The 25,586-nt window shown below is 30.3% G+C and carries 25 protein-coding genes and 1 pseudogene; 3 read left to right on the forward strand and 23 right to left on the reverse strand.

Translation table 11 applies throughout. From position 1 onward, the window contains the following. Positions 1–64: 64 nt before the first annotated feature. Both K0039_RS12275 and msrA read right to left on the reverse strand, forming a co-directional pair. Positions 65–742, reverse strand: coding sequence for a DUF975 family protein (locus tag K0039_RS12275; protein WP_228105364.1), 678 nt, complete (start codon positions 740–742; stop codon positions 65–67). Between the two features lie 30 nt (positions 743–772). Then, entirely contained in the window at positions 773–1,696 is a 924-nt protein-coding gene (gene msrA / locus K0039_RS12280) for a peptide-methionine (S)-S-oxide reductase MsrA (protein ID WP_228105365.1), read from the reverse strand. Between the two features lie 210 nt (positions 1,697–1,906). Between msrA and K0039_RS12285 the strand changes: the two genes are divergently transcribed. Together K0039_RS12285 and K0039_RS12290 are read left to right on the forward strand one after the other, a co-directional pair. After that, positions 1,907–2,629: an HAD family hydrolase gene (locus K0039_RS12285; protein WP_228105366.1), complete on the forward strand. Its 723-nt coding sequence runs from the start codon at positions 1,907–1,909 to the stop codon at positions 2,627–2,629. A gap of 170 nt (positions 2,630–2,799) precedes the next feature. Next, positions 2,800–3,219, forward strand: coding sequence for a YjdF family protein (locus K0039_RS12290; protein WP_228105367.1), 420 nt, complete (start codon positions 2,800–2,802; stop codon positions 3,217–3,219). A gap of 56 nt (positions 3,220–3,275) precedes the next feature. Here K0039_RS12290 and pyk read toward each other — a convergent pair. The 11 genes and pseudogenes from pyk to K0039_RS12345 all read right to left on the reverse strand — a co-directional run. Continuing rightward, positions 3,276–4,697: pseudogene (gene pyk, locus K0039_RS12295) on the reverse strand (pyruvate kinase); the annotation flags it as partial. A gap of 152 nt (positions 4,698–4,849) precedes the next feature. Then, on the reverse strand, positions 4,850–6,142 hold the full coding sequence (gene eno / locus K0039_RS12300) for a phosphopyruvate hydratase (RefSeq protein WP_228105368.1): 1,293 nt from the start codon (positions 6,140–6,142) through the stop codon (positions 4,850–4,852). Between the two features lie 258 nt (positions 6,143–6,400). Next, positions 6,401–7,930: a 2,3-bisphosphoglycerate-independent phosphoglycerate mutase gene (gpmI, locus tag K0039_RS12305; RefSeq protein WP_228105369.1), complete on the reverse strand. Its 1,530-nt coding sequence runs from the start codon at positions 7,928–7,930 to the stop codon at positions 6,401–6,403. 3 nt (positions 7,931–7,933) lie between these two features. Then, on the reverse strand, positions 7,934–8,689 hold the full coding sequence (gene tpiA / locus K0039_RS12310) for a triose-phosphate isomerase (protein WP_228105370.1): 756 nt from the start codon (positions 8,687–8,689) through the stop codon (positions 7,934–7,936). A gap of 22 nt (positions 8,690–8,711) precedes the next feature. After that, positions 8,712–9,914 carry a phosphoglycerate kinase gene (locus tag K0039_RS12315; RefSeq protein WP_228105371.1) on the reverse strand — a complete coding sequence of 401 codons (1,203 nt, stop codon included), beginning with the start codon at positions 9,912–9,914 and terminating at the stop codon, positions 8,712–8,714. A gap of 225 nt (positions 9,915–10,139) precedes the next feature. Then, on the reverse strand, positions 10,140–11,147 hold the full coding sequence (gene gap / locus K0039_RS12320) for a type I glyceraldehyde-3-phosphate dehydrogenase (RefSeq protein ID WP_228105372.1): 1,008 nt from the start codon (positions 11,145–11,147) through the stop codon (positions 10,140–10,142). 52 nt (positions 11,148–11,199) lie between these two features. Beyond that, positions 11,200–12,231, reverse strand: a complete 1,032-nt coding sequence (locus K0039_RS12325) for a sugar-binding transcriptional regulator (RefSeq protein WP_228105373.1) — start codon at positions 12,229–12,231, stop codon at positions 11,200–11,202. A 379-nt stretch (positions 12,232–12,610) separates the two neighbouring features. Then, positions 12,611–13,009 (reverse strand): DUF1667 domain-containing protein, encoded by a 399-nt coding sequence (locus tag K0039_RS12330; RefSeq protein ID WP_228105374.1) that lies wholly within the window; start codon positions 13,007–13,009, stop codon positions 12,611–12,613. Between the two features lie 2 nt (positions 13,010–13,011). Continuing rightward, positions 13,012–14,283 (reverse strand): NAD(P)/FAD-dependent oxidoreductase, encoded by a 1,272-nt coding sequence (locus K0039_RS12335; protein WP_334302538.1) that lies wholly within the window; start codon positions 14,281–14,283, stop codon positions 13,012–13,014. Continuing rightward, positions 14,270–15,742 carry an NAD(P)/FAD-dependent oxidoreductase gene (locus tag K0039_RS12340; protein ID WP_228105376.1) on the reverse strand — a complete coding sequence of 491 codons (1,473 nt, stop codon included), beginning with the start codon at positions 15,740–15,742 and terminating at the stop codon, positions 14,270–14,272. The genes K0039_RS12335 and K0039_RS12340 overlap by 14 nt, the downstream gene beginning before the upstream one ends. A gap of 246 nt (positions 15,743–15,988) precedes the next feature. Beyond that, positions 15,989–16,540, reverse strand: coding sequence for a glycerol-3-phosphate responsive antiterminator (locus K0039_RS12345; protein WP_228105377.1), 552 nt, complete (start codon positions 16,538–16,540; stop codon positions 15,989–15,991). Positions 16,541–16,729: 189 nt separating this feature from the next. Here K0039_RS12345 and K0039_RS12350 point away from each other — a divergent pair, with 189 nt between their 5' ends. After that, complete coding sequence (locus tag K0039_RS12350; RefSeq protein ID WP_228105378.1) at positions 16,730–17,467, forward strand: glycerophosphodiester phosphodiesterase; 738 nt, start codon at positions 16,730–16,732, stop codon at positions 17,465–17,467. Positions 17,468–17,571: 104 nt separating this feature from the next. Here K0039_RS12350 and K0039_RS12355 read toward each other — a convergent pair whose 3' ends face one another. From K0039_RS12355 to K0039_RS12400, 10 genes are all read right to left on the reverse strand, one after another. After that, positions 17,572–18,966, reverse strand: a complete 1,395-nt coding sequence (locus K0039_RS12355) for an alanine/glycine:cation symporter family protein (RefSeq protein WP_228105379.1) — start codon at positions 18,964–18,966, stop codon at positions 17,572–17,574. Positions 18,967–19,373: 407 nt separating this feature from the next. After that, a complete protein-coding gene (locus tag K0039_RS12360) occupies positions 19,374–19,535 on the reverse strand; it encodes a pyruvate formate lyase family protein (RefSeq protein WP_228105618.1) in 162 nt (53 codons plus the stop codon). 196 nt (positions 19,536–19,731) lie between these two features. Continuing rightward, a complete protein-coding gene (locus K0039_RS12365; RefSeq protein WP_228105380.1) occupies positions 19,732–20,463 on the reverse strand; it encodes an amino acid ABC transporter ATP-binding protein in 732 nt (243 codons plus the stop codon). Between the two features lie 14 nt (positions 20,464–20,477). After that, complete coding sequence (locus K0039_RS12370) at positions 20,478–21,146, reverse strand: amino acid ABC transporter permease (RefSeq protein ID WP_228105381.1); 669 nt, start codon at positions 21,144–21,146, stop codon at positions 20,478–20,480. 11 nt (positions 21,147–21,157) lie between these two features. Beyond that, positions 21,158–21,973 carry a transporter substrate-binding domain-containing protein gene (locus tag K0039_RS12375; RefSeq protein ID WP_228105382.1) on the reverse strand — a complete coding sequence of 272 codons (816 nt, stop codon included), beginning with the start codon at positions 21,971–21,973 and terminating at the stop codon, positions 21,158–21,160. 192 nt (positions 21,974–22,165) lie between these two features. Then, on the reverse strand, positions 22,166–23,335 hold the full coding sequence (locus K0039_RS12380; RefSeq protein WP_228105383.1) for a MalY/PatB family protein: 1,170 nt from the start codon (positions 23,333–23,335) through the stop codon (positions 22,166–22,168). 431 nt (positions 23,336–23,766) lie between these two features. Then, a complete protein-coding gene (locus K0039_RS12385) occupies positions 23,767–24,228 on the reverse strand; it encodes a hypothetical protein (RefSeq protein ID WP_228105384.1) in 462 nt (153 codons plus the stop codon). 1 nt (position 24,229) lies between these two features. Further along, a complete protein-coding gene (locus K0039_RS12390; protein WP_228105385.1) occupies positions 24,230–24,529 on the reverse strand; it encodes an immunity 53 family protein in 300 nt (99 codons plus the stop codon). 58 nt (positions 24,530–24,587) lie between these two features. Further along, positions 24,588–24,947 (reverse strand): DUF7674 family protein, encoded by a 360-nt coding sequence (locus tag K0039_RS12395; protein WP_309164841.1) that lies wholly within the window; start codon positions 24,945–24,947, stop codon positions 24,588–24,590. 40 nt (positions 24,948–24,987) lie between these two features. Continuing rightward, positions 24,988–25,347 carry a hypothetical protein gene (locus tag K0039_RS12400; protein ID WP_228105387.1) on the reverse strand — a complete coding sequence of 120 codons (360 nt, stop codon included), beginning with the start codon at positions 25,345–25,347 and terminating at the stop codon, positions 24,988–24,990. Positions 25,348–25,586: the final 239 nt, after the last annotated feature.

The raw sequence follows: 25,586 nt of genomic DNA on the forward strand, positions 1-25,586 counted from the left end.
TTGACTTCTATTTATTACCTTAAATAAAAACTATTCCAATTTTACTGAAACAGTTTCTTAAATTTTAATTATATTTCTCATTACTTAAATATAGATAATAATTAATATAAGTTACCATTACATAAGGTGTAACCCAAAACATACCTATCCCAAAAGTTAAAATGCCAAATATATACCACAATATAAAACTAAGACCAATAAGTATAATGTCCCAAAAATGTCCTCTTATGAGATTGTAGCTAAGAGACCATGCTTCAAATATATTTGATCCTTTATCAAGTATTATAAAAATTGAAAATGCAGAATATATTGATATTATTACTCCCAAAAACATTGAAGAAATACAAATTATTATACCCACTATAGAAATAGTTTCTATAAATAGCCCTCCTATTAATATTAATAAATAAGTGATGGCTATCCCTATTACAGAGATTAATATTGAATATAAAATACATTTTACAAATGTTGAAGTTGTAACTAAAATATTTGCCCATCCTATACTATCCTGTTCTTCACTTCTAGCAATCTGTAAACAGCATTTTGATAGAAATATATTTAATAAACTTATTACTAATCCTGATGTTAATGATAAAAGAAAGCTATTTTCTATTAACATATTATTTTGTGTAAATCCAGATAATAGAAGTATACTTCCTGTAAGTATTACTGGAATTAGCCAATTTCCATTTCTATTTAGTTGTAATCTAGAAATTTCTTTTATTTGTTTTCTACTCATCATAGTGCAACCCTCCTACTATGATAGTTTTATCTATAAATATCTTAAATATTCTTCATATCCTTCTTCTTTCATTTTTTCTTTTGGAATAAACCTTAAAGATGCAGAATTAATGCAAAATCTAAGTCCTCCCATTTCTTCTGGACCGTCTTCAAATACGTGTCCCATATGAGATTCACTTTTATCTCCCTTTACTTCTACTCTTTCCATGTTGTGAGAATAATCTTCATAAAAACTTAGTATTCCTTTTCCCAGTGGTTTTGCAAAACTAGGCCATCCACAACCTGATTCAAACTTATCCTTTGATGCAAATAAAGGCTCTCCACTTATTATATCCACATAAATTCCTTCTTCAAAATTATCATAATATTCATTGTCAAAAGGTGGTTCTGTGGCAGAATTTTGAGTTACTTCATATTGAAGTGGTGTAAGATTTTTCTTTGCCCACATTTTTTTAATATGTTTTGCCCTTCCTGAACCTTTGTAGTATCTATTATAATGTTGTGGATTTTTCTTGTAATAATATTGATGATAATCTTCTGCTGGATAAAAAGTTTCTGCTTTTCTAATTTCTGTTGCTATTGGCTTATTGTATAATCCACTTTGTCCTAATTCCTCTTTGGATTTTTCTGCTTCTTCTCTTTGATTTTCATCATGATAAAAAATCACTGTCTTATAATGATGTCCCCTATCAGCAAATTGTCCTCCCACTTGAGTAGGATCTATAACACTCCAATATATATCTAATAGTTCTTTATAACTTATTATTTCATCATCAAATGTAATTTGTATAGCTTCAATATGTCCTGTTAAATCAGTACATACATCTTCATAAGTTGGATTTTCTGTATATCCACCAGTATAACCTGAAATTACAGATTCTACACCTTCGTATTCATCAAAAGGTTTTACCATACACCAAAAACATCCTCCTGCAAATGTTGCTAACTTCTTCATAATAATTCTCCTTTCCATATGGATTTTATCTTTATTATTTTTATTCCCTAAATAGTTTGCTATAATCTACAAATTTTCATTTATAAATATTTATAGATAAGTAAAAATTATGATGCACTTATCAATTACTTCATTTACAATTATTTTAGTTATTAGCAAATTCATATTCATTTTAATTAATAAAATATAAGTAAAATAGGAGTATTAACTATGAAAATTTCAGCCATACTATGGGATTACGATGGAACCCTAGTGAATTCTGTAAAAAAGAATATAGAAGTAACTAAAGAGGTTTTAAAAAACTTCATACCTGATTTGAATAATAATCTTCCAAAAGCTCTAACATCTGTTGAAAATTATGAAGAAGCAAATTATAAATATAAAAATTGGAGAGAATTATATAAGTTTGCTTATGGATTAACAGACGAGCAAATAGATGATGCAGGCAAATTGTGGAGCCCTTATCAATTAAAAGACACTACACTACCTGATATGTTTGATAAAATGGATCAGGTTGTAAAGAAATTATCTAATATTAAGCAGGGTATCTGCTCACAAAATTGTTCTAAAAATATTTATAATACCTTAAAATATTATAATGTTGAAAAATACTTTCATAGTATTATAGGATACGAAGATATATCAAATACTGAGCAAAAACCAAATCCAATGGGATTTTTAAAATGTGTTGAAAAGCTAGATATTCCATTAGGCGACAGTACTTTGGTATATATTGGCAATCATCAAGAAGATACTATTTTTGGCAAAAATGCAGAAGAATTCTATAAATCACAAGGATATAACACTAAAGTAATCTGTATTTCAGCTAGCTACAGTGGAAACACTCCAAGGGATTGGAATGTCAAACCAGATTTCACTGCTTATTTAACTACTGATATCTTCGATATTATTAATAAAATTTTAAACGATTAGCAGTTCACATATTTATTAAGGTACTCATATTTTTTAATATTGATATAATATAAGTAAGAGATAAAAACACAGTTCCGGTTGGTAGTCCGGACCTATTAGTATAAATAGAAGTAACCTGCCCTCCTGGGGTTGTCCATTCTCTTGTAATAAACAAACAGGAGGAATAAATTATGGACAAAGTTAGTGGAAGTTTCACTCTATTATTTGAAAATCCATTTTGGATTGGTGTATTTGAAAGCGAGAGTGGAAAAAACTACGAAGTAGCAAAGATAGTATTTGGTCCAGAGCCTACAGAGGTTCAACTATATGAATTTATACTAAAAAACTATTTTTCTATGCCCTTTGGAAAAACAGCTTTAGAAAAAGTTTCAAATCAAAAAGAAGTAAGCTACAAAAGAATGCAGAGAAAGATAAAAAAAGATCAGTGTAAAGAAACTATAGGTACTAAGGCACAAAATACTATTAAGTTACAACATGAGTACCATAAAACAGAAAAGAAAAAACAAGAAAAATTAAGAAAAGAGCAAGAAAAAGAATTAATATTTTCTTTGAAACAAAAAAAGAAAAAAGAAAAACATAAAGGTCATTAGTTTTATAATGACAAAAGAGCCTTAGAAATATCTAAGGCTCTTTTTGTATATAATTAAACTGTTTCTACTTTTATTAAATTAGTTGTTCCACTTACACCACATGTAACACCAGCAGTTACAACTACTAAATCTTCACTATTTAAGTAATTTGCAACTTTTCCAGCTTCTATTGAGTTTGTAATAACCTCATCTGTACTTTTTGATTTGCTTCTCTTAAGTGGTAATACTCCCCATGTCAATGATAATTGTCTTAGTACTCTATCATTGCTAGTTGTAGCTATTATTGGGCAGTTTGGTCTAAATTTAGATACCATCCTTGCTGTATGACCTGAAGATGTTGAACTAAGTATTGCTTTTGCATTTAGGTCAACAGCTGTTGTACAAGTTGCATAACTTATGGCATCTGTAACATTTTTAGCTCTATTAGATTTATTTATTAGAGATTTATCGTAGTTTACAGTTTCTTCTGTCCTTTTAGCTATTTGAGCCATTGTTTTTACTGCTTCTACTGGATATTTACCTGCAGCAGTTTCTCCTGACAACATGATTGCATCAGTTCCATCGTAGATAGCATTGGCAACGTCTGTAACTTCTGCTCTAGTTGGTCTTGGATTTCTTATCATAGAATCAAGCATTTGAGTTGCAGTTATAACTGGTTTTCCAGCATCATTACATTTTTTGATCATTAATTTTTGAACAACGGGTATTTCTTCTGTTGGTATTTCAACACCTAAATCTCCTCTAGCTACCATTATTCCATCAGATATAGCTATTATTTCATCTAGATTATCAACGCCTTCTTGGTTTTCTATTTTAGATATTATTTTTATATCAGTTGCATTGTTTTCTTCTAATATTTCTCTTATTGCAAGAACATCAGAAACTTTTCTTACGAAAGATGCTGCTATAAAATCTATTCCTTGTTCTATACCAAACTCTATATCACTTCTATCCTTTTCAGTTATAGCTGGTAAATTTACTTTAACTCCTGGTACATTAACACCTTTGTGGTTTTTAACTATTCCTGAGTTTTGTACTTCACAAACTATATCGTCACCTTTTATTTCTTTAACAGTAAGTCCTACTAGACCATCATCTATTAATATAGTGTCTCCTGGTTTAACATCCTGAACTAATCCTTTGTAACTTACTGTACACATTTCTTTGTTACCCATAACATCTTTCATTGTTATTGTGAAAGTTTGTCCTTCTTCAAGAAGAACTTCTGGTAATTCAAAGTTTCCTGTTCTTATTTCTGGTCCTTTAGTATCTAAAAGTATGGCAGTAGGTTGTCCTAACTCTTCTCTAACTTTTTTAACTAAATCCATTCTCACTTTATGCTCTTCATGAGAACCATGAGAAAAGTTCATTCTACATACATTTAATCCGTTATTTATAAGGTTTCTTAATATTTCTTCAGTTTCACTAGCTGGTCCTAATGTACAAACGATTTTAGTTCTTTTTATGTTATTCATCATAGTCCCTCTCCATATATATTCTGTTATACACATAATTTGTATACAATGTGCAGTTTTTTTATTATATTAGGTTAAAAAAATCCCAGCCATACAGTAATTTGTACTGCAAATGGCTAGGATTTTTATTTATATTAATCTCTTTATTTTATAGCCTATTTCTTTAAGTTGTAGAAAGAGTTTAATCCACAGTATCTAGCGCAGTCTCCAACCATTTCTTCTATTCTTAATAATTGGTTGTACTTAGCAACTCTATCAGTTCTTGATGGAGCACCAGTTTTTATTTGTCCTGCATTTACAGCTACAGCTAAATCAGCTATAGTAGTATCTTCAGTTTCTCCTGATCTATGAGATATTACTGCAGTATATCCAGCTCTCTTAGCCATTTCTATAGCATCTAAAGTTTCAGTTATTGTTCCTATTTGGTTAACTTTAACTAATATAGAGTTAGCAACACCAGCTTCTATACCTCTTTCTAATCTTTCTGTGTTAGTAACGAATAAGTCGTCTCCTACTAATTGTAATTTGTTTCCTAATCTTTCAGTAAGAACTTTCCATCCATCCCAATCTTCTTCATCAAGACCGTCTTCTATAGTTATTATTGGGAAGTTGTTTGACCAATCTTCGTATAATTCAACCATTTGCTCAGCTGTTAATTCTTTTCCTTCTCCAGCTAAAACATATTTTTTAGTTTCTTTGTTGTACATTTCTGTAGCAGCAACGTCTAATCCTAACATAACGTCTTTTCCTGGCTCGTATCCAGCTTTAGCTATAGCATCAACTATTAATTCTAATGCTTCTCTGTTTGATCCTAAGTTTGGAGCGAATCCACCTTCGTCACCTACACCACAAGCCAATCCTTTTTCTCCAAGAACTTTCTTTAGTGAATGGAATACTTCTGCACCCATTCTTAAACCTTCTTTGAATGTTGGAGCACCAACTGGTAATATCATGAATTCTTGAACGTCAACATTGTTATCAGCATGTTCTCCACCGTTTATTATGTTCATCATTGGAACTGGTAATTGCTTAGCATTAACTCCACCTATATATTGGAATAATGGTAATCCTAATTCTTCAGCAGATGCTCTAGCAACAGCCATAGAAACTCCAAGTATTGCATTAGCTCCTAATTTACCTTTGTTGTGAGTTCCATCTAATTCTATTAATAATGCATCAACACCTGGTTGATCAGTAGATTCCATTCCTTCTAATTCTTCAGCTATTATATTGTTCACGTTATCAACAGCGTTTTGAGTTCCTTTTCCTAAGTATCTTCCTTTGTCACCGTCTCTTAATTCAACAGCTTCGAAAGCTCCTGTAGATGCTCCAGATGGAACTATAGCTCTACCTTCTGCACCTGATTCTAAAACTACTTCAACTTCTACAGTTGGGTTTCCTCTTGAGTCTAGGACTTCTCTTGCATATACTGATTCTATTACTGACATGGTATTTCTCCCTTCAATTTAAATAATTTATTTGCTAACTTATAATTTAAAATTTAAAGTGTATAATTTAAAATTTATTATACTTATTGATGGGTAAGCTTATAAATTTCTTTATTATTTTTCTAAATTTTTATTATAAATATAATTTTTTCCTAAATTAACAACTTCTTTATAATCTTTTTATTTTTTAACAAATTAGGTTAATTTATTATTATATAAATTCTCAAGATTAGGTGATACACACCTAATCTTTGAAAATTATTTACTTATTAATGAATGACCAGTCATTTCTTCTGGCTTCTCTAAATGCATCATATCAAGGATAGTTGGAGCTATATCTGATAGTCTACCACCACTTAATAATTTTACATTTTTAAATTCTTCACCTGTTACTATAAATGGAACAGGGTTAGTTGAGTGTGCTGTTATAACTTTTTTAGTTTCTAAGTCTATCATAACTTCAGCATTACCATGGTCTGCAGTTATTATTGAATTACCACCTACTGAGTTCAACTTATCCACTAATTTACCAACACAATCATCCACAGCTTCCACAGCTTTAATAGCTGCTTCCATAATTCCTGTATGACCAACCATATCAGCATTTGCGAAGTTAACTACTATAAAGTCGTATTTATCTTCATCTATTTTTGCCATAACTTTTTCAACTAATTCTGATGCAGACATTTCTGGTTGTAAATCATAAGTTGCAACCTTTGGAGAAGGTATTAATAATCTATCTTCACCTTCATTTGGTTGTTCTACACCACCGTTGAAGAAGAATGTAACATGAGCATATTTTTCTGTTTCAGCAGCTCTAAGTTGAGTCTTTTTATTTTTAGCTAAGTACTCACCTAAAGTATTACTTAATGGTGCTGGACAAAATGCTATGTGAACATTTGGTATAGTTACATCGTATTCTGTTAAGCATACGAAGAAACATTTTATAGGAGATTTTTCAAATCCGCTAAATTCATCACTTACTATAGCTCTAGTTATTTCTCTAGCTCTATCAGGTCTAAAGTTGAAGAATATAACAGAATCTCCGTCACTTATTTTTCCAACTGGTTCATTATTTTTAGTTATAACAGTTGGTAATATGAATTCATCATTATTTCCTGCTTTGTAAGAGTTTGCAACAGCTTCACTTGCAGAAGAAGCAGTTTCTCCTTCTCCTAAAGTCATAGCATTATATGCTTTTTCAACTCTTTCCCATCTCTTATCTCTGTCCATTGCGTAGTATCTACCGTTTACAGTAGCAAACTCACCGCATTCTATCTCATCCATGTAATCTTCTATTTCTCTTACATAATGTATAGCACTTTGAGGATCTGTGTCTCTACCGTCAGTAAATGCATGAACATAGACTTTTTTTACACCTTTATCATCTGCCATTTTTAATAAAGCTTTTAGATGATCTATATGTGAATGTACTCCACCATCAGATAATAATCCCATAATGTGAAGTGCTTTTTCTTTTCCATTTTCCATAGCTTGGCTTAATACTTCATTTTTGAAGAAATCGCCACCTTCTATTGCTTTTGTTATTCTAGTTAAATCTTGATATACTATTCTTCCTGCACCAATGTTAGTATGCCCAACTTCTGAGTTACCCATTTGTCCATTTGGAAGTCCAACATCAAGACCACTAGCATTTATTAATGTATTTGGATATTCGTCTACTAATTTTTTTATATTAGGTGTATTAGCTTTGTCTACAGCACTACCCTCTACTTTAGTAGTGTGTCCAAATCCATCCATGATGATTAAAGCTACTGGTTTTTTCATTAACTATTTCACTCCTTGATAATTAACAAGCGCCATATAATCAGCTGGTTGTAAAGAAGCTCCACCAACTAATGCACCGTCTATGTCGCTTTGTCCCATTATTTCTACTACATTTCCTGGTTTAACACTTCCACCATATTGTATTCTGACTTCATTAGCTAATTCTCCATATAAAGAAGCTATTACTTCCCTTATATAAACTATAACATCGTTAGCTTGCTCTGCAGTAGCAGTTTTTCCAGTTCCTATAGCCCAGATTGGCTCGTAAGCTACAACAACTTTAGCTAAATCTTCTGCTTTAACATTAGTAAGACCTGCAACTACTTGAGTTTTAACAACGTCTTTAGTTTTGTCAGTTTCTCTTTCTTCTAATGTTTCTCCACAGCAAAGTATTGGATCTATTCCAACTTCTAAAGCTTTTAGTACTTTTTTATTACAAGTTTCATCAGTTTCGTTGAAGTATTCTCTTCTTTCTGAGTGACCTATTACAACATAATCCATATCTAATTCTTTAAGCATTGCTGGAGATACTTCTCCTGTGAATGCTCCATTGTCTGCAAAGTGCATGTTTTGAGCACCAATTTTTACATTAGTACCTTTTGTAGCTTCTTTTAAGTCTTTTAACATAGTGAAAGGAGCACATATTACAGCATCTACACTTTCATCATTTAATTTACCCTTTATATCATTAACAAATTCAACAGCTTCTGCTATTGTTTTATTCATTTTCCAATTTCCTGCAATAATAGGTTTTCTCATGGTTATTCCTCCACTTTCAATATTATTTGTTATCTAAAGCAACTATTCCTGGTAATTCTTTTCCTTCTAAGAACTCTAATGATGCTCCACCACCAGTTGAAACGTGAGTCATTTTTTCTCCGAATCCTAATTGGTTAACAGCAGCAGCACTATCTCCACCACCTATTACAGTAGTAGCATCTTCTAAGTTAGCCATAGCTTTTGCTATTGCTAAAGTACCTTTTGCGAAAGCTTCAAATTCGAATACTCCCATTGGTCCATTCCATACTATTGTTTTAGAGTTATTTACAACGTCTACAAATTTAGCTTCTGATTTAGGTCCTATATCAAGTCCCATGTGACCTACAGGTATGTTTTGATCTTCTGTTACAACAACTTCTGCATCTGCAGCAAATTTAGCAGCTGCTCTTGAGTCAACTGGTAATAGGAAGTTAACGCCTTTTTCTTTAGCTTTTTCTAGCATTTCTTTTGCGTAATCTACTTTATCTTCTTCACATAAAGAAGTTCCTATTTCGTATCCTTGAGCTTTTAAGAATGTGTAAGCCATTCCTCCACCAATTATTATGTTATCAACTTTGTCTAATAATTGATTTATAACTGCTATTTTATCAGATACTTTTGACCCTCCAAGTATAGCTGTGAAAGGTCTTACTGGATTTGCTACTGCTTCCCCTAAGAATTTTAATTCTTTTTGGATTAAGTATCCACAAGCTCTTTCCTCTAAGAATTCTCCAGCACCTACTGTTGAACAGTGAGCTCTATGAGCAGTACCGAAAGCATCATTTACGAATATTTCTGCTAATGAAGCTAATTCTTTAGAGAAGTTTTCTTCGTTTTTAGTTTCTTCTTTTCTATATCTAGTGTTTTGTAATAATACTACATCACCATTTTCCATTTTTTCTACAGCCGCCCTTGCGTTTTCCCCAACAACATTGTCATCTGCAGCAAATACTACTTCTTTCCCTAACATTTCAGATAATCTAGCAGCTACCGGCGCCAAAGATAATTCTGGTTTAGGTTCTCCTTTTGGTTTTCCCATGTGTGAGCAAAGTATAACCTTAGCTCCATTTTCTATTAAGTATTTTATAGTTGGAAGAGCTCCATTTAATCTATTTTCATCAGTTATTTTTCCGTCTTGTAATGGAACATTGAAATCACATCTTACTAATACTTTTTTTCCGTTTACATTTATATCTTCGATTGTTTTTTTGTTTAACATTGACATAATACAATCTCCTTTCGTTATTATTACTCCGTATCTATTATATATCTTTCCCCACTGATTTGTATATACTATATATGTATTTTCGCATATATTATGTTATACTATTCCCCTATTCGGTATATCATTTTACATGTTAAAATTTATTCTTTATTTTTTATACTATTCACTGTTAAAAAAAGTCCGGAGCCCGTAGCATAAAACTACAAACCCGGACTTTATGTCATACTATTTAGCTAATTTAGCAAAGTATCCTAATGTTCTTATTAATTGAGAAGTGTAAGACATTTCGTTGTCATACCAAGAAACAGTCTTAACTAATTGTTTTCCGTCAACTTCCACAACTCTTGTTTGAGTTGCATCGAATAATGAACCGTAGCTTATTCCTATTATATCAGAAGATACTAAGTATTCTTCAGTGTATCCGAATGACTCGTTAGCAGCTTCTTTCATTGCAGCATTTATTTCTTCAACTGTTACGTTTTTCTTTAATGTACAAACTAATTCAGTTAATGAACCAGTTACAACTGGAACCCTTTGAGCAGCTCCGTCTAATTTACCTTTTAATTCTGGTATAACTAAACCTATAGCTTTTGCAGCTCCTGTAGTGTTAGGAACTATGTTTCCTGCTGCAGCTCTAGCTCTTCTTAAGTCACCCTTTGGATGAGGGCCATCTAAAGTATTTTGGTCATTTGTATATGCATGTATAGTAGTCATAAGACCTTTTTCTATACCGAATTTGTCATTTAAAGTTTTAGCCATTGGTGCTAAACAGTTAGTTGTACAAGAAGCTCCTGATATAACTGTTTCAGATCCATCTAATATATCTTGGTTAGTGTTGAAAACTACAGTTTTAACATCACCAGTTGCTGGTGCAGATACAACAACTTTTTTAGCTCCTGCTTCTAAATGAAGACCAGCTTTTTCTTGAGAAGTAAAGAATCCAGTACACTCTAATACTATATCTACTCCAAGTTCTGCCCATGGTAAGTCAGCTGGATTTCTTTCAGCTGTAACTTTTATTTTGTGTCCGTTTACTACGAAAGCACCGTCTTCAACAACTATTTCACCGTTGAATCTACCTTGAGCTGTATCATATTTGAATAAATGAGCTAACGTTTTAGCGTCTGTTAAGTCGTTTATTGCAACTACTTCAAACTCTTCTGTTTGCTCCATTAATTTTCTTAATGCTAATCTACCTATTCTACCAAATCCATTGATTGCTACTTTAACCATTTCATATACCTCCTACGTGGTGTAATTTTCATTATATTTTTTACTAGTCAAACTAGTTATTTACAGTAAGTTCAAGAATTCTTCTTGCACTATCTTCATCTGTAACAAGAACTATATTCTTGTTTAGTTTGGAAATTGGAATAAAAGCTTCTGCTTTTTTTCTCCCCGCAAATACAGCTATAGTTTCTCTTTTATTTTTGAAAGATTCCATATCAATCCCAACTGTATTTAACTTATAAACAATTTCACCTTTTTTATTAAAGTAATGGCCAAAGGCTTCACCTATAGCTTCTTTGTCCATTATCTCTTTTGCTTTTTCATCTGATAATTTTCTTCTTTTTACCATTTCATCAGCTCTACCAATACTAAATACAAGCACATTGGAATTTTGTATTAATTTCAACGTTTTATTTATTTCTGGTTCTTGTGTAAGAGTTTTTATTGACTCTTCACCAAGCTCATCTGGTATGTTTAGTAATTTGTAAGTTGAATGTATATTCTTACTTACCTCTGCTACTACATTGTTTGATTGTGTCTCAACATCGAGACCAACACTACCTCTTGCTGGAACTACTACTGTAGAGCTAAATTTTTTATCACATTTAATTGATTTAGCAAATTCAAGCATTGTACTTCCACCAGCAATTGAAACTATGTCATCATCTTTAAGTACACTTAAAAAATATTTTGAAGCTTGTTTCCCAATATCCTTTAGTAAACTGTTATTTTTTTCATAGCTACCAGGTATTAGCAAGACTTTTTTGATTCCTAGAACCTGTCTTAGCTCTTCTTGAAGAGAATTAAGTCCTATTACATCATTCATACTCTCTTTTAGAGCACTTAATATTTCTTTACCTTCTTCGGTAATAGTCATACCTTTTAAATTTACATCTATAAGACCTTGTTTTTTTAAAAGTTCTGTTTCTGATCTTATGATTCTCTCTCCACTTTGGAGATTTGTTGCTAAAGCTCGTCTTCCTATTGGTTCGCTTAAAGATATTTCTCTTAAAATTAAATATCTCTTTGTCATGATGTCAATAACTTCAGGAATTAACTTTTGCTGAATTTTTAATAAATTTTTCATTATTACATCCTCTTGATTTAATAATCGGGACTTTTTATGTCCCTTATACTTATTTTGTGTCCCACAAGATATTTTTATTGTACTCTAATGAAAACCATTTTTCAAGTGATTTTTTGTATTTTTTGAAGTAAATTTATTTTAATTTTTGACAAAGAAACACTTTGATTCATGTAATTTATTTTGTCCTTTTAAAAAGCATTTTATCCTTTTTTATAAATATGTGTATTTTGCTTTTTTACAATTTTTTTATTATATCTAAGTTTATTTATTAACAATAAAATTTTTATAAAAATAAAATAAAAATAGCCTATAAATTTCAGAAATTTTTATTATTTTTATCTGAAATCCATAGGCTTATATTAATAATTTTTCAGTTTTTCTATAAAATCTTTCTTAATTCTTCTTTTTCATAAGGCTCACATATATTATCTATTGTTTTAGTGCTTACTATATCTACCCCTGTATTTAATACATTCTTTACAATTATATCTCCAACTTTTACCGGAGCAGTGATTTTTATTGTTGATAATATGTTCATTATTTCAAAAACTAAATTTTTTTGTACAGATGAAGATGTTTTTATTGGAAGCATATTTAAATAGGCTTCTTCTAGTCTTACTGTAGAAGTTATCATTCTTTTGGGGTTGGTAACTTCATCCACGCCATATTTTGCCCCTCTAATGCAACTATTTCCTTCTACTATATATTGTCCATCTATATTATTAACTATCATTTGACACCCCTTAGGACATACAATACAAGTTATTTCTCTTTTCATAATTAAACCTCCTCCACGTAAATACTTATATCTTCTTTTATATTAGATAGCTTTTCTTTGTCTATTTTTAAAGTTTCCATTTCTGACGGTATCATATGAGGTCTTTTCTTTTCTAATATAACTTTATCTCCACTTCTAACAACTAGCTTCTTATTATTGCAAATATTTCTTACTCTCATAAATAAATTTATATCTTCTTTTGAGTCTAGGTTTAAACTTTGTGGCACAATATAAGATATTCCATCTCCTGCCACAGTGTTTATTTTTTTATGATCTAATTTGCTTAATCTTTCATTCTTGTTTTTTACATATAAAGCAGCTTCTCTTCCTGCTATTCTACTTTCCTTTGTAACAAAGTCCACCAAGTCATGAACATGAACTACATTTCCACAGGCGAAAATTCCTTCTATATTAGTAGACATGCTACTATCCACAATTGGCCCACTAGTTTTTCTGTCTAGTTCTACTCCCACATTGGTAGAAAGCTCATTTTCAGGGATTAATCCTACAGAAATAAGTAAAGTGTCACATTCTATAAATTCTTCGCTTCCTTGTACAACGTCTCTGTTTTCATCTAGTTTAGCTAAAGTTACACCTTCTACTCTGTCTTTTCCATGTATGTAGTTTATACATGTTTGTAGTTTTAAAGGAATACTAAAATCATCTAAACATTGAACTATATTTCTAGTCAGTCCACTAGAATGAGGATTTATTTCCACAACACATTTAACTTCAGCACCTTCCAAGGTCATACGTCTTGCCATTATTAACCCTATATCTCCTGAACCGTAGATAACTACTTTTTTACCTACCATATAGCCTTCCATGTTCATATATCTTTGGGCTGCTCCTGCATTGTAAACTCCTGCTGGTCTATATCCTGGAATATCTATTGCTCCTCTAGTTCTTTCTCTACATCCCATAGCAAGGACTACCGCATCTGATTTTATTTCTTCTAAACCGTTTTCTCCTAAAGTTCTTACTACTTTGTTTTCTCCATCATCATCTATACTAAGAACCATTGTATTCAACACATAATCTATATTATTTTCTGCTACCATTTGAATAAATCGGTCTGCGTACTCTGGCCCTGTTAATTCTTCTTTAAACTCATGTAATCCAAATCCATTATGGATACATTGATTTAATATCCCACCAAGCTCTCTATCTCTTTCTACTATTAATACTTTTTCTGCTCCGTTTTTCTTTGCTTCAACAGCTGCTCCAAGTCCTGCAGGACCGCCTCCAATTACTACCACATTATATTTCAACAGTCTCACCTCTTACTTCCTTTACTTTTCCAACTAACATCTTTGAATTTTCATAGTCTTTTAGAACTTCTTCTGGTGCAATATTTAATTCTCTTGCTATAATTTCCACAACCTTTGGTCCACAGAATCCTCCTTGACATCTTCCCATACCAGGTCTAACTCTTCTTTTTACACCATCTACAGTTCTTGCTCCACAAGGTCTATTTATAGCGTCAACTATTTCTCCTTCTGTAATATTTTCACATCTACAGATTATAGTTTTATATCTTTTATCTTTGCTTAAAATCTCTTTTTGATCTACTAGGCTCATTTCCATAAAAGGCTTGTTTTTTGGCCTTATTGGATTGAATTTTTTGTTTAGTTCTAGTTCTTCATTATCTTCATTCATTACTTCTTTTAATAAATCTTCCACATATAAGGCTATGGCTGGTGCTGATGCTAATCCTGGTGATTCTATTCCTGCCACATTTATAAATCCTTTAGCTACTTTTGACTTAAATATCATAAAATCTCCTGTATTTGGTGTAGCTCTAACTCCAGCAAAAGAAGTTATTGTTTTTGAAAAATCTATATTAGAAATGGATTTTCTCCCACCATCCGTAATCTTTTTTAATCCAGATTTGCTTGTAGTTATATCATCTTTTTCCACCACTTGCGCATTTGGTCCTACTAATAAATTTCCATGAACTGTTTGAGTTACTAGTACTCCCTTGCCTTTTTCTGTTGGACTAGTAAATAAGGTATGACTTGCTTTACGCCCTTCAGATTTATCTAAAATCTTGTATTCTCCCTTTCTTGGTATAATATAAAACTCATTTCCACCAATTAGGTTATTAATTTTATCTGAATATACTCCAGCTGCATTTATTATATATTTTGATTTTATATTTTCTTTATTTGTTTTTATTTTAAAATAATTTTCTTCTTCTATTCTCTTTATATTTAAAACTTCACTTTCCAATTTTAACTCAACACCATTTGTAATAGCATTTTCCATAAGAGCTATGTTGAAATTAAATGGACAAACTATTCCAGAGCTTTTACACCAAAGTGCACCTATTACTTCTTCATTAACATTAGGTTCTATTTCTTTCACCTTTTCTCCATCTATTATTTCAATCTCATTTACTCCATTTTTCAGTCCTCTTTCATATAGTTCATGTATATGTTCCATATCATTTTCATTAAAAGCTAAAACTAATGATCCGTTATTTTTGTATTCAACACTTAACTCCTCACAAATGCTCGGATACATCTTGCAACCTAAAACATTTAGCTTAGCCTTTAATGTTCCTTCTTTTGCATCAAATCCGCCATGCACTATGGCACTATTCGCCTTAGTTGTACCTTGGCAAACCTCTACACCTTTTTCTAAAACTACCGTTTTTAAATCATATTTTGATAGTTGTCTAGCTATTGCACTTCCTACAATTCCAGCACCTATAATTGCTACATCAAACATATTATTGCCTCCTTTTTGATCACAAAAATTTGCTTCGCTCATGTCGCCAATGAGATGCCTTCGCTACCGCTTCAGGCAACTCCGTTGCTCAAAAAAACAGAGAGTCTCCCTATAATTACTTATAGAAAAGGCTCTCTGTTCTCCCGCCATATATATTAACTTTTATTGTTTTTCTGTTTAAAATTTCCTTATATACTAATCATTATATTCAAATGGAATTCTTTTGTCACTATTTTTATAACAATATTACCATAGTTCTTTTTTTGTAGTAGACACTGCCATAGCCCCATATTTTAGTACATCAATAATTTCTTGTTTATCATCAATTAGTCCACCACAAATTATAGGTAGATCTGGAAACTCTTTATGTAATCTTTTAACTGCTTTAGTAATTACACCAGGCATAATTTCAATTGCACTTGGTTTTACTCTTCTTATATTTTCCATAGAAGTTTGTAGGGATATAGAATCTAATAAAAATATTCTTTGTACCACATTTATATTTTCTTCTAATGCTTTTTTTACTAAACTTATCTTTGTTGTTATTATCCCATCTATGTGAAATTCGTTCTTTAAGTATTTTACAATTACAGGGTTACTAGAAATTCCCCCTATCATGTCTAAATGAACAAATACACTTTTATTATTTAACTTAAGTTTATTTACTTTTTCCTTTAATGTTAAAATATCTCCATTTAATAAAAATACAACATTGCAATCGGAATTTATAACTTTCTCTAAATCTTCGTCATCTTTTATAGCTCCTATTATTGGATTACATTCTAATAACTCTCTCATAATTATTTAATTTATCCCTTCCTAAAGTTATACATCAAAATCTACAGTAATAAATATTAAAACAATGTATTAACTAAACATCATATCTAAATTGTAGGAAGTATATTAAATAGATGTCAAGCGTTGACAGGTAACATTATTAAACACTATACTAAATTTGATTGATTTTTGCACAAGGGAGGAAGTAGAATGAAAGTTTTTGCTCATAGGGGAGCTAGTGGTGACTATCCTGAAAATACTATGTTGGCTTTTTCAAAAGCTTTATCAATAGGTGTAGATGGAATTGAATTAGATGTTCACAAAAGTAAAGATGGACAATTAGTTGTTATACATGATGAAGATGTCCAAAGAACCTTTAAAGGTAAAGGACTTATAAAAGATTATACTCTAGATGAAATCAAAAGCTTTATGTGTAGGAAATTTGAATTTATTGAAAATGAAGATTGTAAAATACCCACATTAAAAGAAGTTTTTGAACTAATTAAAAATGAAAATATTATTTTAAATATTGAAGCAAAAACTGATTTAATACACTATGACTTAGAACAAGATCTTTTGAATTTAATCAAAGAATATTGTGTTGAAGATAAAATTTTTATTTCTGCTTTTAATCATAAGTGCTTAAATATTTTACAAAACTTAGATAATAGATTTAAGTATGGTGCTCTTTATGAGTATGAAAAAGACTATGCTCCAGAAGCTAATGTTGTCGAGCATGCTAAAAAATTAAATGTCTATAGTATTAATATTTCAAAACAACTAGTTTCCAAGGAAATCGTAGATCTGGCCCACAAAAATAATATGAAAGTATTTGTTTATACTATTAATAAGCCTAATGCAATGAGAAAAATGATAAAATTTAATGTAGATGGTGTATTTTCAGACTATCCGGATTTAATGAATGAAATATTAAAAGAATATGATTGATTTGAGTCTTAAATAACCATCTAAAACAAAAAGATTACTTCTGTATAATATAGAAGTAATCTTTTTTTATTTTAGTATTGATTTTATTATAATATATTTCTTACTTATGCTATACCTTCTGTATCCTCATCTGCCATTCTTACTGAATTTGGATCCTTAATATATGACTTTGTAAGCTTTATTACTATTCCTGAAAGCCCAAATAATGCAATAATATTTGGTATTATCATAAGTCCATTAAATGTATCTGAAACATTCCATATTAAATCAAGACTACCTACTGAACCTATAAATACTGTAGGTATCCACAATAATCTTATTATTTTTGATACTTGTTTTTGTTTTCCTTTGAAAATATAACTCCAGCTACACTCTCCATAATATGACCATCCTAATATTGATGTAAATGCAAAGAAAGTAATTGCTAAAGATACAAATGCTCCTCCAAATGAACCAAATACTGTACTAAAAGCTTCTGCTGTAAGAACTGATCCCGTTAATCCAGAATCTACGACACCTGTAGTAAGTATAACTAAAGCTGTCATAGAACAAATACAAATTGTTGTTATAAATACTTCGAAAATTCCCCACATACCTTGTTTTACTGGATTGTCTGTAGATGCTGTTGCATGAAGCATCGGAGCTGATCCAAGTCCCGCTTCATTTGAGAATACCCCCCTTGCTACCCCAAATCTCATAGCTCTCATTATTGTATATCCCATTATACCTCCACCTGCAGATTTAAAACTAAATGCTTCAGTAAATATTGAAGATATAACAGCTGGTATTGTATCTCTATTTACAACTATAACTACAAGAGATCCTAAAATATAAAATAATGCCATAACTGGAACTAAAGTTTCAGCAGTTTTTGTTATACGAGAAACACCACCAAATATAACTAGACCTGTTAATACTGCAAGCACTAGTCCTGTAACATACGTAGGTATTTCAAATGAACCTTGTAAAGCTGTTGCTATTGAGTTTGATTGAGTCATATTACCTGTTCCAAAACAAGCAGTACCAGCAAATATAGCAAATAATATTGCTAATCCTTTACTTTTTAGACCTTTTTCCATGTAATACATTGGACCACCGTAATATGCGCCTTTTTCATCTTTACTTCTATAATATACAGACAGTACAACTTCTGAATATTTTGTCATCATTCCAAATAGTGCAGACATCCACATCCAAAATACTGCCCCTGGTCCACCTGTAACTATGGCAGTTGCAACACCAGCTATACTACCAACTCCAACACTACTTGCCACAGCTGCCGACATTGCTGAATAGGGTGAAACACCATCTTTTGCTGCATCTTTATTTTTACTTATGGAACCTAAAGTGCTTTTTACTATTGTGTTGCATTTTCTAATTTGAAAAAAACCTGTTCTAGTAGTCATGTATATACCAAAACCAACTAATAAGGCTAGCATTATTGGCCCCCATACAAAACTATTAATTGGTCCATTTATTCTATTTATAAATTCAGTCATCAATCTTCCTCCTAAAATATCTCTTTTTATTTATATTCCTATATTATAATTCTAGATTCTTTAAATATATTGTATACAAATTCCAACGCCTGTATATCTAAAGAATATTTGTTCTTTACTTACACAATTAACAACTTCTTGTGCATCTTTAACATGAAATGCATCAAGTGAGAATTACCCCTTATAATATATCCTAAATCATTTCTTCACTTAAACGTAAGTTTATAAGGTTTTTCCTGTATGAAAAGTACCTGTGTACCAGCTTAATCGTTGTGTATTACGTGAAATCCAGTTACTTCTAAACAAAGGTAAGAAAGTTCATTTGTTACATCTGCACCATATCTAGTTCTTCCACCTACAGTAAGGTTTATTTAATGCTAATTTTTTTCGGAAATTACTCCCCCAATTTATGTAAACCAAGCAAGTTGTATGTTTTTATAGAAGTTTCTTGATAGATTTGCTGGTACATTATAACAAACATCTGAAATTTTCTTAAGCTCTTTACTTCTCACATCATCAGTTTCTTCTTCTGACATTTTAGCTACTAGATTATCATAATCAGGGTTTATCTCTCCAAAAGCTTGATGCCATTATTTTATATTATCTCATTTATTAATGTAAACGATTTCCAAGCCTCTGTCAATCATTTTACTAGATATTTTTGTAATTTTATGTAGTTTTTTTAATATACGTTATACATTTTTTTGTATTTATATAGAAATAAAGGAGTTGCCTTATGACAACTCCCTCTCATTCATATTAAATTTATACCACAATTCTAGCAAATTGATTTATACGTGTATTCTTATTTTCTCTGAATAGCTCTGATGGACTTCCTTCTTCTTCTATAACACCATTTTCCATAAATATAATTCTATCTGCTATCTCCCTAGCAAACTTCATTTCGTGACTTACTATTATCATCGTCATATGGGCTTCTGCCAAGGATCTTATAACGTCTAGAACCTCTCCAACTAATTCTGGATCAAGGGCTGAAGTCGGCTCATCCATTAGTATAACTTCTGGGTCTATAGCCAAAGCTCTTGCTATGGCAACTCTTTGCTTTTGTCCTCCTGACAGTCTAGATGGATATTGATCTTTTTTCTCCTCTATGCCAACCAATTTAAGCTTTTCTAGAGCTATTTTATTTGCACTTTCTTTGTCCATTTTTTTTACTACAATTAGTGGTTCAGTTATATTTTCAATTACTGTTTTATTATTAAACAAATTATAATTTTGGAAAACCATAGCCGTCTTTCTTCTTATTTTTAGTATGTCTTTTTTATGTAAATTAGCTAAATTTACATTTAAATCTCCTATGGTTAAACTTCCACTATCAGCTTTTTCTAAGATATTTATACATCTTAGTAAAGTTGATTTCCCTGTACCTGATGGTCCTATTAAAACAACTACTTCACCTTTTTTGACTTCTAAATTAATATTTTTCAATACAGTATTTTGGTCAAATTTTTTACTTAAACTATTTATTTTTAACATAAGTACTTCTCCATTTAATATGCTTCACTTAACTTTTTCTCCAGCTTATTTTGAACATATACAACTGCTAGATTTATAAGCCAATAAATGATTACTACACAAGTAAATGCCTCTAAATACTTATATGTGGCTGCCGCTTCTGATTGAGCAGTAGCCATTATTTCAGTAACACCTATTGTAAAAGCTAAGGAAGACCCTTTTATAATATCTGCAAAAGTATTTGTCATAGCTGGTATGGCAACTCTAATAGCCTGTGGCAAAATAATTCTCATCATAGCCTGAGTATAAGTCATACCAAAAGCATAACATGCCTCAGCTTGTCCTTTATCTACTGAAGATATGGCTCCTCTCAAGCTTTCAGCAAAATATGCTGATGAGTTAAGACCTAGTACGATTACTGCTGCATTAAATGCGCTTAATTCTTTAAGAGACGGTATTATTTTTATTAATCCAAAATATATAAAAAATAATTGGGCTACTAATGGAGTCCCCCTAAAAAATGAAATATATATTTTTGATAGTCTCTTAAGTGCAGGTATTTCAGAATCTACAATCAATGCAATAACCATAGCTACTACAATGCCTAGCACTAATGCTAATAATGACATTTTAAAAGTTATGCCTAGGTATTTAATCATTATTGGTATTAAGTTTGCTACAAATTCAAAATCAAATATATGCATTTTTCCACCTTTTATTCTTTAGTTGTATCTATTCCAAACCATTTATTTGATAGCTCAGTAAATGTTCCATCTTCATGCATAGCTTTTATAGCTTCATTAACTTTTGATATTTTATCTTTACTTGCTTCTTCTTTTCTAAATGGATATTGATTTATTTCATAAACACCTGTATCTATATCAGCTATATTTAAAGGTAGTTTTCCTTGTTCAATTGTAGTTTTTGCTTTTACTTCTGATAACCAAGCAACATCTATTCTTCCATCTACTACATCTTGCTCCATAGGTACCCCGTCATATGTAACTATATCTAAACCTAATTTATATTTTTCATTAAGATCTTTTATAGTTTTTTCCCCATTTCCACCTAATACACAACCAACTTTCATACCTTTTACATCATCTATTTTACTTATTTTACTATTTTCTGGAACTATAAACTTATATTTACTATAAGCATATGTTTCAGTAAAATCATACTTTTCTCTTCTTTCTTCTGTTGTTGACATTTGATGAGCAACTGTATCTATTTTTTCAGCATCTAACATACCAACTAATCCACTGAATTTAGCTGTTTGGAATTCTATATCATATCCTGTTCTTTTTCCTATTTCCTTCCATACATCTACTTCAAAACCTTTATTCTCATCATTTTCTTTGAAACACCATGGATAATATTCTGTAGAGACACCTACTACTAATTTTTCTTTAGAATCCTTATTTGATGAATCTTCTGACTTATCATTAGACCCACTACATCCAACTAACATTGTTACCCCAATCATTAAACTTGATAAAACTGTAATAATTTTTTTACTCGTTACACCCATTCCCTTTTTCTCCTTGTAATATTAAATATTTTTATGATACCCTTTTCCAAGGTCAATTCTAACATAGTTATAAATGCCTGTCTTATTGTATTTTTGTATATATAAAGCTCAATTATTACCTTTTTTTATGTCATGATTTTTATATAAATTTTAAGCACAAAAAAAGATGCATTAAGCATCCTTTTTCATAATTTATAATCTACCTAAAGCTTCTTTTATTCTGTTTAAACCATCTTCTAACTGATACCTTGGACAAGCTATATTAATTCTTGCAAAGTCTTTGCAGTTTTTATCAAAGGCTTCTCCTTTATTTAATGCAACTTTAGCATTTTCTTGTAAATATAAATTAATATCATCTATTTTGTATTCTGAAAAATCTAGCCAAACTACATAAGTTCCCTCAGGTCTTATAAATTTAATCTTTGGTAAATTCTCATGTATAAAATCACTTAAATAATTTAAATTACATTTTAGATAGTCTAATAATTGACTTAGCCATTCTTCACCTCCATTGAAAGCTGTTTCTACGGCTGCAACACTAAAAGAATTATTTCTTGCCATATGATATTTTGCCAATTCTTTTTTAAATTTTTCACGCTCATTTTCTTTTGGTATGGAAATAAATGATGCTTGTAATCCAGCTAAATTAAAAGTCTTGCTTGCAGAAAAGCATGTTATTGTTATTTCTTCAACTTCTTTTGATAAAGATGCAAAAGGAGTATATTTATAATCTTTAAATACTAAATCTCTCCATACTTCATCACTTATTACTCTTACATTATGTTTTAAACATAAATCAGCTATTTTCTTCAATTCATCTCTGTCCCATACTCTTCCTGTAGGGTTGTGAGGATTACATAATATGTACCACTTCACATTATTTTCTATTATTTGCTTTTCAAAATCCTCAAAATCAATTACATATTTATTGTCTTTTATTATTAATTCATTTAAAAATAATTTTCTATTATTGTCTAATACGCAATCATAAAATGGAGGATATGCTGGTGAGCTAATCATAATATTATCATCTTCACATGTTAATAATTCAACTGCAAAAACTAAGGATAATACTACTCCTGAAGTGTGTATTAAAGTTTCTGGATTCATACTATATCCGTATCTTTTCTCTGTCCAATTACATGCACTTTCAAAGTAATGTTTCCCCGTATTTACATATCCAAATATATTTTGATCTAAGACGTTTTTCATAGATTTACTTATATTAGGACATATTTCAAAATCCATATCTGCTATCCAAAATGGCAGTAAGTCGTTTGATATGAATCCCCCTTCCATACCTGACCATTTAGTAGAGTTATTATTTTTTCTGTCTATTTTATTGTCAAAATTGTATTTCATATTTGTCCCCCTTAATATAATCTGTTTATAATTTCCCATTGATTTAAATTATCTTGTTCTTACAATAGTGATTATACTACAAATAAAAATTATTTCCACAAGGCGATTTCAGTTAACTTTCTACACCTTCTTTATGAATTTATCTTGCCAATTATAACTTGTGCCTATGTACTGTGCCTAAGCCCCAAAAACTCTATACGCGCGTGCATACACATACACGCTAATTTTTCTTATATTTTTACAATTATTAAATAACTAGGAACAAATATAGGCACACTATTTTTATAATTATTTCTGTGCCATGCTGTGCCTATCATATCTCCTTATTCAATAGGCTCATTATGTATATTCCAAAATATTCACTTGTTAGATAGTTGTTTTTATTGTACGTGTTCAAAACCTTAAATTTTCATTAAATTGAGTTTAATAGATTATTCTTCTCTGAATACATAATGATTACCAGTATGATTATTTATAAATCTCCATTCTTCAACAAGGTCAGAAGAGTTTACAAATATATTTATTACTATGTTGTCTTCTAATAAAATCTCAATATCTCCGATCTCACTGTAGTTCACCTTGTTTACTTTTAGCGGTAACATAGGCAATAATATTCCATTAACAATTTTATCATACCTGTTATTTCCTATAACATCCCAATCATCATTTATGGAACCTTCTATTAATGTATAAATATCATAGTTGCTCAATAAAATCTTATTGTTTCTAGATATTCTAAAAGGACATTGGATATGAAGAGCATATTCTGATTTCTTAACTTCCTCATTTCGGTAGTTCCTTACTAATAATTCCTTACCAAATGAAATCCAAATCATATCAGAACATCTCCCCATGCCATCCATTACATTGTTTTCTAAATATTTATTAATCATTTTACTTTTCCTCATATTTTTCTATCCAACTTTTAAATATATATATAATTTCGTTTAATTTCTTAGGACCTCCTGAACCTTTAAATACACCATCTTCTTTTATACAAATAATCCAATCTTTATTACCTTTGTCGTATCGAACTGTGCTAAATTCCTTTTGCTCTAAATAAGTATCTATTAAGTCAATGTAAGTTGACCATCCTGGATTATCAACAGTTTCTATCTTTACACCATACATATGCTCCCAATCTCCATCGCAATTACTATTGTACCAATTTTCTAACCACTCTAATAAATTCATACCAATTACTCCTAACTCTTTTTTACTCTCTTATCTATACCAATTCTACAATATAAAACTATATTCTTCCCCAATACTTCTCAACTTCATTTGACTTTATTATTGTATTTTTTCCCATATATTGTCTTGAATTACTCAATACTTTTTTATCATCACCTATCCCTGCTAGAATTGTAATGATGATAACTTCTTGTAAATAAGCATCCCCTTCAGATAATGCCAACTCAATTAAATCAAAAATTTGTTTAAGCTTTAATTCATCTTGTTGTATTGCTATGTCTCGTATTTCACAGCATACATCATCTTCAAAGAATACATGCGCCAGAAGTTCATTGTTCAAAATATCATGCTCAATATACTTTGATTCAATATTAGGCATAATATTTTGAACATAATTTAAAAATTCATCTATATTCATTATTTTCCTACTTTCTAATAGTCAAAGTCACTTACTAAAATTAATCACAGTCCAATTTTATTTCTGACTTATAATCAAAGAATATATTAATCATTTCTAATTCTATGAAATTTGTATCAGATGATATTAATTCCTCATCCTGCATACCTAATGTTAACCAATTATTAGATATTTCTTTTAAAAATTTATTAAATTTATTCTGATTAAGTTTATCATTGAATTCAATTTTTATTTCTACAACATACATGCCATCTATTTTCCAATAAGGTTTATTGCTTTTGTATTTAATTTTATTTATATAATCGTTAAGAGGTTTAACTATGCCTTCAGTGATATTCCTAGATTCTTTTTTATTATTTGAATATACAAATAATCTTATAAACAATTTTATACTAAGCAACTTTTTACTCCTTTATATTTATGTATAATTTTTTCTTATAAAGTATAATTTCCCTACTTCTTTATTCTAAATATTCATTTCATACAGTCTACTGAATTTTTATTGTTTAGCTTTATTTTAATCTTCGGATAAAAAATTAAAAATAACTTCTTATCTAATCATACCAAGCTCAATAATTGGCGAACAAGTCTCTTTAATATTTATAAACTTAAATTTAATCTGATAATTCAATTTTTCAT

Source organism: Terrisporobacter mayombei, assembly GCF_020748465.1.
GTDB classification, from domain to species: Bacteria; Bacillota; Clostridia; order Peptostreptococcales; family Peptostreptococcaceae; genus Terrisporobacter; species Terrisporobacter mayombei.